Here is a 4,443-nt window from a genome sequence, read left to right as displayed (position 1 = left end):
GTCCGCGCCCCCGGCCTCCACCAGCTCCAAGTGCTTCGCACCTAGGCCGCCGGTATCCGGATCCGCACATCATTCATTCCTCCAGTGCAAGGACAAGGACAAACCATGGCTTCCAAGGGATCGAAGACGAAGAACGCGGCCGCCGCGCGCCGCGAGAAGATCGAGGAGTTGCGCCGCGCCGAGCGGGCGCGCGACCGCCGCTACCGCATCATCACGATCGTCTCGTGCACGGTGATCGTCGTCGGGCTGGTCGTCGGCGGCTACTTCATCATCGACGCCACCAAGGAGAAGGACGAGAAGGCCAAGGCGGTGACGATGACGACGGTCAAGACCGGCACCTTCAAGGGCATGAAGACCTGGAAAAACCTCGGCCGGACCCACGTCGACGGCAAGGTCGACTACGCGATGTCCCCGCCGGTCGGCGGCAACCACAACCAGGTCTGGCAGAACTGCAACGGCGACGTCTACGACAAGCCGATAGCCAACGAGAACGCGGTGCACGCCCTGGAGCACGGCTCCGTATGGGTCACCTACACCGACAAGGCGGCGGCCAAGGACGTAACCGCGCTCGAGAAGCGCGTAAAGGCCACCCCGTACTCCCTGATGAGCCCCTACCAGGACCAGGACGGCCCGATACTCCTCAACGCGTGGGGCGTCCAGCTGAAGGTCGACTCGGCGGACGACCCGCGCGTGGCGAAGTTCTTCGAGGACTATGTGCAGGGCAAGCAGACCCCCGAGAAGGGCGCCGCGTGCACCGGAGGTAAGGCGGAATGACGGACACCGGCCAGGTGGCGGACACCGGCCGCGCGGGACGCCAGCCGCTGATCGCGGGCGTCTCCGCCGCGCTCGCGCTGCTGACGCTGGTGGCGGTGGGCGTCCTGTGGCTCACGGCGGACCGCTCGGACGGCACGACCGGGCCGTCGAAGCCCACCAAAGCCTCCGCGGAGGCGGGTTTCGCCCGGGACATGTCCGTCCACCACCAGCAGGCGGTGGAGATGTCGTTCATCGTGCGCGACGACACCGACGACGAGGATGTGCGCCGCCTCGCGTACGACATCATCAACACCCAGGCCAACCAGCGCGGGATGATGCTCGGCTGGCTGGACCTGTGGGGGCTCTCCGCGACCTCGGAGGACCCCCCGATGACATGGATGAAGGACCTCTCCTCGGACAAGTCCGGCGAGTCGGGTGAGTCCATGGATCACGGCTCGATGGACTCCATGGACTCGATGGGCCACGACGGCACCTACAAGCCGCACGACGGGTCCCTCATGCCGGGTATGGCCACCAACACCCAGCTGGACCAGTTGCGCAAGGCCAAGGGCCGGGCCGCTGAGGTGATGTTCCTGCGACTGATGATCGCCCACCACAAGGGCGGGATCGACATGGCCAAGGGAGCGGTCGAGCTGGCCAAGGACCCGACGGTCAAGCTGCTGGCGCAGGGCATGGTCGACAGCCAGCAGTCGGAGATCCAGCTGATGAACGACATGCTCAAGAAGCGCGGCGCCGACCCCGTCAAGTAACCCGCCGCGCAGGCAATCCCCCAAGGCGCTTCTCCTCCCGGAGAGGCGCCTTGTGCTTGTCCCCAGGGGGTCCCCAGGGGAGGCCGGAGGCCGGACCGGGCCGCATGGGCCCGGCCGGTCTAGCGGGACGTGGGGGTGAACTGGACCGGTATGGCCGACACTCCGCGCATCATCAGCTTGGAGCGCCATTCCAGGTCCTCGGGGGCGGCGGTCAGCGACACGTCCGGGAGGCGGTCGATCAGGACCTCGATCGCGGCCATGGCGATGGCCTCGGCGAGCTCGCGGGCGACCGGGGGGCAGCCGTGGGTGCCGTGGCTGAAGGCCATATGGGCCTGGTTGCCCGCCGCGCCGGAGCGGAAGTCCGGCCGTACGTCGGGGTCGGCGTTGGCGGCGGCGAGGCCCAGCATCAGGCAGTCGCCCTTCCTGATGTGACGCCCGGCGAGCATGGTGTCCTCGGCGGCCCAGCGGCCGACCCAGTTGGGGACCGGGGTGGCCTCCCACAGCACCTCGTTGATCGCCTGGCCGACGCTGCGCCGCCCGCCGGACATGGTGACCGCGAACCGCTCGTCGGTGAGCATGAGCCGCAGCGCGTTGCCGATCAGGTCGGTGGTGGGCTGGTGGGCCGCGTAGACGTTGCCCAGCAGGTCGTTGATGATCTCCTCGTCGGTGAGGCCCGCCGGGTGGTTCACCAGGACCGTGGAGATGTTCTTACGGTCCGGGGTGGCCCGGGCGTGCTCCATCAGCGCCACCATCCGGTCGACCATGTTCTGGTGCGCTTCGGGCCCTCCCTTCCCGCTGACCAGGTCGACCGTGACCTGCTGGAGTTCGGCGGACTCGGCCTCGTTCATGCCGTACATGCGGTTGAGCACGCGCAGCGGGATCTGGCAGGCGTAGTCGGCGATGAGATCGGCGTGGCCGCGGCCGGCGAAGGTGTCGATCAGACCGTCCGCGACGCGCTCGCACAGCGCGCGCAGCTCGAACGCGTCCACGATCTCCATGCTGTCGATGATCGCCTCGGCCCGCCGCTCATGCTCGGCGCCCTCGGTGAACAGCATGGTCGGCCGGTAGCCGACGAAGGTCATCAGCTCCCAGTCCGGCGGGACCAGGTGCCAGGAGTGCCAGCGGCGCGAGTCGCGGGCGAAGACGTTGGGGTCGGTGGTGACCCGCACCAGTTCCCGGTAGCCGAGCACCATCCAGACGGGGATCTGGCCGTCGAGCAGGACGGGTACCACGGGGCCGTGGTCGCGGCGGAGCCGGCGGTAGAGGTCTTCCTGGCTCCGGCTGAAGTCCTCGGCGTGCAGCAGCACGGCGTCCGGCTGCTCCGGCCAGCCCGGAAGCGGCGCGGCGGAGGTGTCGGGGTCCTCAGGCGGGAGCGTGGGGTCCGGGGTGGTCACGCGGTGCTCTCCTGGGCGGCGGAAGAAGGTGCGGAAGAGAAGGTGGACGGCGAGGTGGACAGGGAGTAGAGGTGGCGCGCGAGGGCGACCAGCACGGCCTTGCTGGAGTCGCGCTCCCGGGCGTCGCAGTCGACGATCGGGATGTCGGCGGGCAGGTCGAGGGCCGCGCGCACCTCCTCCAGCGTGTGCTTGGGTTCGCCGAAGTTGTTGCGCGCGACGATGAACGGCGTGCCGTGGTGCTCCAGCCGGTCGATGGCGTACCAGGAGTCGGAGAGCCGGTTGGTGTCCACCAGGACGACCGCGCCCAGGGTCCCCATGAACAGCCGGTCCCACAGGAACCAGAACCGCTCCTGGCCGGGGGCGCCGAACAGATAGAGCACCATCTGCTCGTCCAGGCTGATGCGGCCGAAGTCGAAGGCGACGGTCGTGGTGGTCTTGTCCTGTACCTGCGACGCGTCGTCGATCCCGACGCCCGCCTGCGTCATGGTCTCCTCGGTGCTCAGCGGGCGGATCTCGCTGACGGACCGGACCATGGTGGTCTTTCCGACCCCGAAGCCCCCGACGATCACGATCTTGAGGCCGTCCCGCGCGCTCTCGCTCAGCTGCGCGCCCTCGGGGCGGTCAGAGGTTCTGGAGTGCAACGAGCACCTTCTTCAACATCTCGGGTTCGGGCAGCTGCCTGTCGGAGCGGACCACCTGGGGGTGGCGAGCGGTGATCTTTCCGGTGTCGAGCAGATCGCAGAGCAGGATCTTCACCACGCTCACCGGCAGCCCCAGGTAGGAGGAGATCTCCACGACCGCCAGCGGACGGTGGCACATCCGCAGGATCTTGGCGTGCTCGGACTGCATCCCCGGGCTGGGCTCGCTCTCGCTGACGATGAGCGTGACCATGTCGAACACGCTCTCGTCCACCCGGCTTCGGCCCCCGGTGACGGTGTACAGCCGGTCCGGATCCTCGCTGTCGACGGCCCCTCGGATCATGCTGTGGCCCCTCCGCCGTCACCCGCGGCCACGCGGGGCGCGGCGCGCAGATGGTCGCCGATCTGCTCGACCAGCTCGTTCATGTTGTGTCCGATGATGCCGACGTCGGCCTCGTCCTCCGCGATGACCGCGAGGTGGGCGCCCTCACCGGCCTCGACGATGAACAGGATCCCGCCGTGGAACTCCGTCATCGACTGCCGGACGCCGCCGCTGCCGTCGCCGAACTCGATGGACGCGCCGTGCGACAGGCTCTGGATCCCCGAGGCGATGGCCGCCAGTTGGTCGGCCTGGTCGAGGGACAGACCGGAGGTGAGGCACAGTTTGAGACCGTCTCTGGAGAGCACCAGCGCGTGCCGGGCGCCGGGGGTCTTCTTCAGCAGGTTCTCCAGCAACCAGTCCAAGCTGCGATCTGTGGTGTTCATCGGGGTTCCTTCTGTCACGGCTGGTCGTTCTCGGGAGACGTCTCGGGGGTGGCGTGGGCTTCGGCCGCCTGATCGTCGGCGCACGGGACCGGCTCGGCTCCGGGGCAGGGGGCGCCGGAGCCG

6 protein-coding genes are annotated in these 4,443 nt (G+C 68.8%); 2 read left to right on the top strand and 4 right to left on the bottom strand.

Annotation, left to right across the window (positions count from 1 at the left end):
• Positions 1-105 precede the first annotated feature (105 nt).
• Together CCN51_RS49815 and CCN51_RS49810 are read left to right on the top strand one after the other, a co-directional pair.
• Positions 106-774: a thioredoxin-like domain-containing protein gene (locus CCN51_RS49815; protein ID WP_014178083.1), complete on the top strand. Its 669-nt coding sequence runs from the start codon at positions 106-108 to the stop codon at positions 772-774.
• Entirely contained in the window at positions 771-1,523 is a 753-nt protein-coding gene (locus tag CCN51_RS49810; RefSeq protein WP_014178082.1) for a DUF305 domain-containing protein, read from the top strand. Before CCN51_RS49815 ends, CCN51_RS49810 begins: the two co-directional genes overlap by 4 nt.
• A gap of 119 nt (positions 1,524-1,642) precedes the next feature.
• On the opposite strand, the gene CCN51_RS49805 is transcribed toward CCN51_RS49810, so the two are convergent.
• The 4 genes from CCN51_RS49805 to CCN51_RS49790 are packed head-to-tail and all read right to left on the bottom strand — an operon-like array spanning position 1,643 to position 4,320.
• Positions 1,643-2,917 carry a cytochrome P450 family protein gene (locus CCN51_RS49805; RefSeq protein ID WP_014178081.1) on the bottom strand — a complete coding sequence of 425 codons (1,275 nt, stop codon included), beginning with the start codon at positions 2,915-2,917 and terminating at the stop codon, positions 1,643-1,645.
• Complete coding sequence (locus CCN51_RS49800) at positions 2,914-3,558, bottom strand: GTP-binding protein (RefSeq protein ID WP_014178080.1); 645 nt, start codon at positions 3,556-3,558, stop codon at positions 2,914-2,916. Before CCN51_RS49800 ends, CCN51_RS49805 begins: the two co-directional genes overlap by 4 nt.
• Positions 3,539-3,898 (bottom strand): DUF742 domain-containing protein, encoded by a 360-nt coding sequence (locus tag CCN51_RS49795; protein WP_014178079.1) that lies wholly within the window; start codon positions 3,896-3,898, stop codon positions 3,539-3,541. The genes CCN51_RS49800 and CCN51_RS49795 overlap by 20 nt, the downstream gene beginning before the upstream one ends.
• Entirely contained in the window at positions 3,895-4,320 is a 426-nt protein-coding gene (locus CCN51_RS49790; RefSeq protein WP_014178078.1) for a roadblock/LC7 domain-containing protein, read from the bottom strand. Before CCN51_RS49790 ends, CCN51_RS49795 begins: the two co-directional genes overlap by 4 nt.
• Between the last annotated feature and the right edge of the window lie 123 nt (positions 4,321-4,443).

It is taken from the genome of Streptomyces milbemycinicus (genome assembly GCF_002154605.1).
In the GTDB taxonomy this organism is placed as follows: domain Bacteria; phylum Actinomycetota; class Actinomycetes; order Streptomycetales; family Streptomycetaceae; genus Streptomyces; species Streptomyces milbemycinicus.
Note: the sequence above shows the minus strand (reverse complement) of the source record. Positions and strands in the feature narration are given on the sequence as shown.

Excerpts from the sequence above, each read along its gene's own strand:
- CCN51_RS49815 (WP_014178083.1), top strand. The coding sequence starts at position 106 with ATGGCTTCCAAGGGATCGAAGACGAAGAACGCGGCCGCCGCGCGCCGC.
- CCN51_RS49810 (WP_014178082.1), top strand. The coding sequence starts at position 771 with ATGACGGACACCGGCCAGGTGGCGGACACCGGCCGCGCGGGACGCCAG.
- CCN51_RS49795 (WP_014178079.1), bottom strand. The coding sequence starts at position 3,898 with ATGATCCGAGGGGCCGTCGACAGCGAGGATCCGGACCGGCTGTACACC.
- CCN51_RS49790 (WP_014178078.1), bottom strand. The coding sequence starts at position 4,320 with ATGAACACCACAGATCGCAGCTTGGACTGGTTGCTGGAGAACCTGCTG.